General features: G+C 71.9%; 2 protein-coding genes. One reads left to right on the top strand and one right to left on the bottom strand.

The features are described 5' to 3' along the window. Positions 1-660, bottom strand: a 660-nt coding sequence (locus ACH107_RS32865; protein WP_412509788.1) for a hypothetical protein, incomplete at its 3' end; no start/stop codon positions are given. A 227-nt stretch (positions 661-887) separates the two neighbouring features. Between ACH107_RS32865 and ACH107_RS32860 the strand changes: the two genes are divergently transcribed. Beyond that, the coding region (locus ACH107_RS32860) for a hypothetical protein (protein ID WP_412509787.1) at positions 888-1381 on the top strand (494 nt) is incomplete at its 3' end.

The following is a 1381-nucleotide window of genomic DNA, read 5'->3' as shown; positions in this document are numbered from 1 at the left end:
CCCGACGGCCTCCAGCCCCCGCCAGAGCGGGCCGAACACCAGCGGCAGCGCCGCCGCCCGTACCCGGGTCAGGTTCAGCGCCGCCCGGTCCATCCCGTCCAGGCGGGCGCGGGGGTGACGGGGCGACAGGCGCATCCAGTTCACCAACTCGCGGCGCAGGCCCGCGTCGCGCAGCCCCTGCAGGCTGGCCCAGTCGTTGCGCTCGGCCAGCCAGGACCGGCCCTTGTCATCCAGCACCAGCCGCGCATCGGGACGCGACCAGCCGTAAAGCTCCATCGGGGCCGCATCGAACGACCCGCGCCAGGTGAAGCGATGCTCAAGCTGACGGTGCAGCGGATCCTCGGCGGCCCCTTCGACAAAGTGCAGATGCGCCACGGTTTCCAGCCCCCGGCCTCGGTGGAACCGCGGGGACTGGGCCAGGTCCACCTCGGCCCCGATGCCGTGGGCCGAGAGCGCCAGCACCATGGCCTCCAATGCGGCCCCGCAGCCCAGCGCCGTGGCGCGGCCCTCGGGATCGCTGGCCGGCAAGACATGGCGCGTGTCGCAAAAAAGCGTCGCTCCCGTGGCCCCCAGCGCCCAGCGTGCAGGCTGGGTGTTGTGGGCGCTCGGAGACAGCCCGGCGCGGACCACACAGGCCTCAAGAACCGCCCGGGCGATCATCGGCGCACACCTTGGCACGCCGGCCTGCACAGCATGTCATGGCGGGGCCCCACCCGCGGCACTGGTCCCGTCATTTTGGCGTTCCGCCCTTCCCCTATCGAAAGGCACGTTATGCAACCTTGATGCGACAGACAAGCCGGGAAAGCCCGCCGAACAGCCCGCCCGGGATTTGACGCGGGCCGGTGCGCGAATTAGAACAAAGAAAGAACACTTGCCAAGGATTCCCCATGCGCTGCGCCCCGCCCCCCGCCAGAACCGCCGCCGAGCTGCTGTCCGACCGCACCCGGGGCACGGGTGAATCCCCCGACTCCCCCACCCTGACCGAGATCTTCGCCGACACCGCCAGCGACGGTGGCCCGCTGGGCTTCATGCTCACCCAGATTGCCCCCGAGGACGGCCCGGTCCTGTGGATCAGCGACCGGCTGTCGCGGCACGAGGCCGGGCGGCTCTGCATCGCCGGGCTGCCCCGCCCGCTGGAGGTGATCGCAGTGGATGTGAACCGCCCCATCGATGTGCTCTGGGCCATGGAACAGGGGCTGGGCTGCGGCGTGCTGGGCGCCGTGGTGGGCGAGGTCTGGGGCGACCCGCCGCAGCTGGATTTCACCGCCACCAAGCGGCTGGCGCTGCGGGCCGAGGCGCATGGCGTCGCCGCCTGGCTGATCCGGCGCGCGGCGCATCCGAACCTCTCGGCGGCGCGCAAGCGCTGGCGCCTGGCCTCGCT

It is taken from the genome of Roseovarius halophilus (ex Wu et al. 2025) (genome assembly GCF_047086965.1).
The sequence above is the reverse complement of the archived record's forward strand: the minus strand, read 5'-3'. Positions and strand labels throughout refer to the sequence as shown.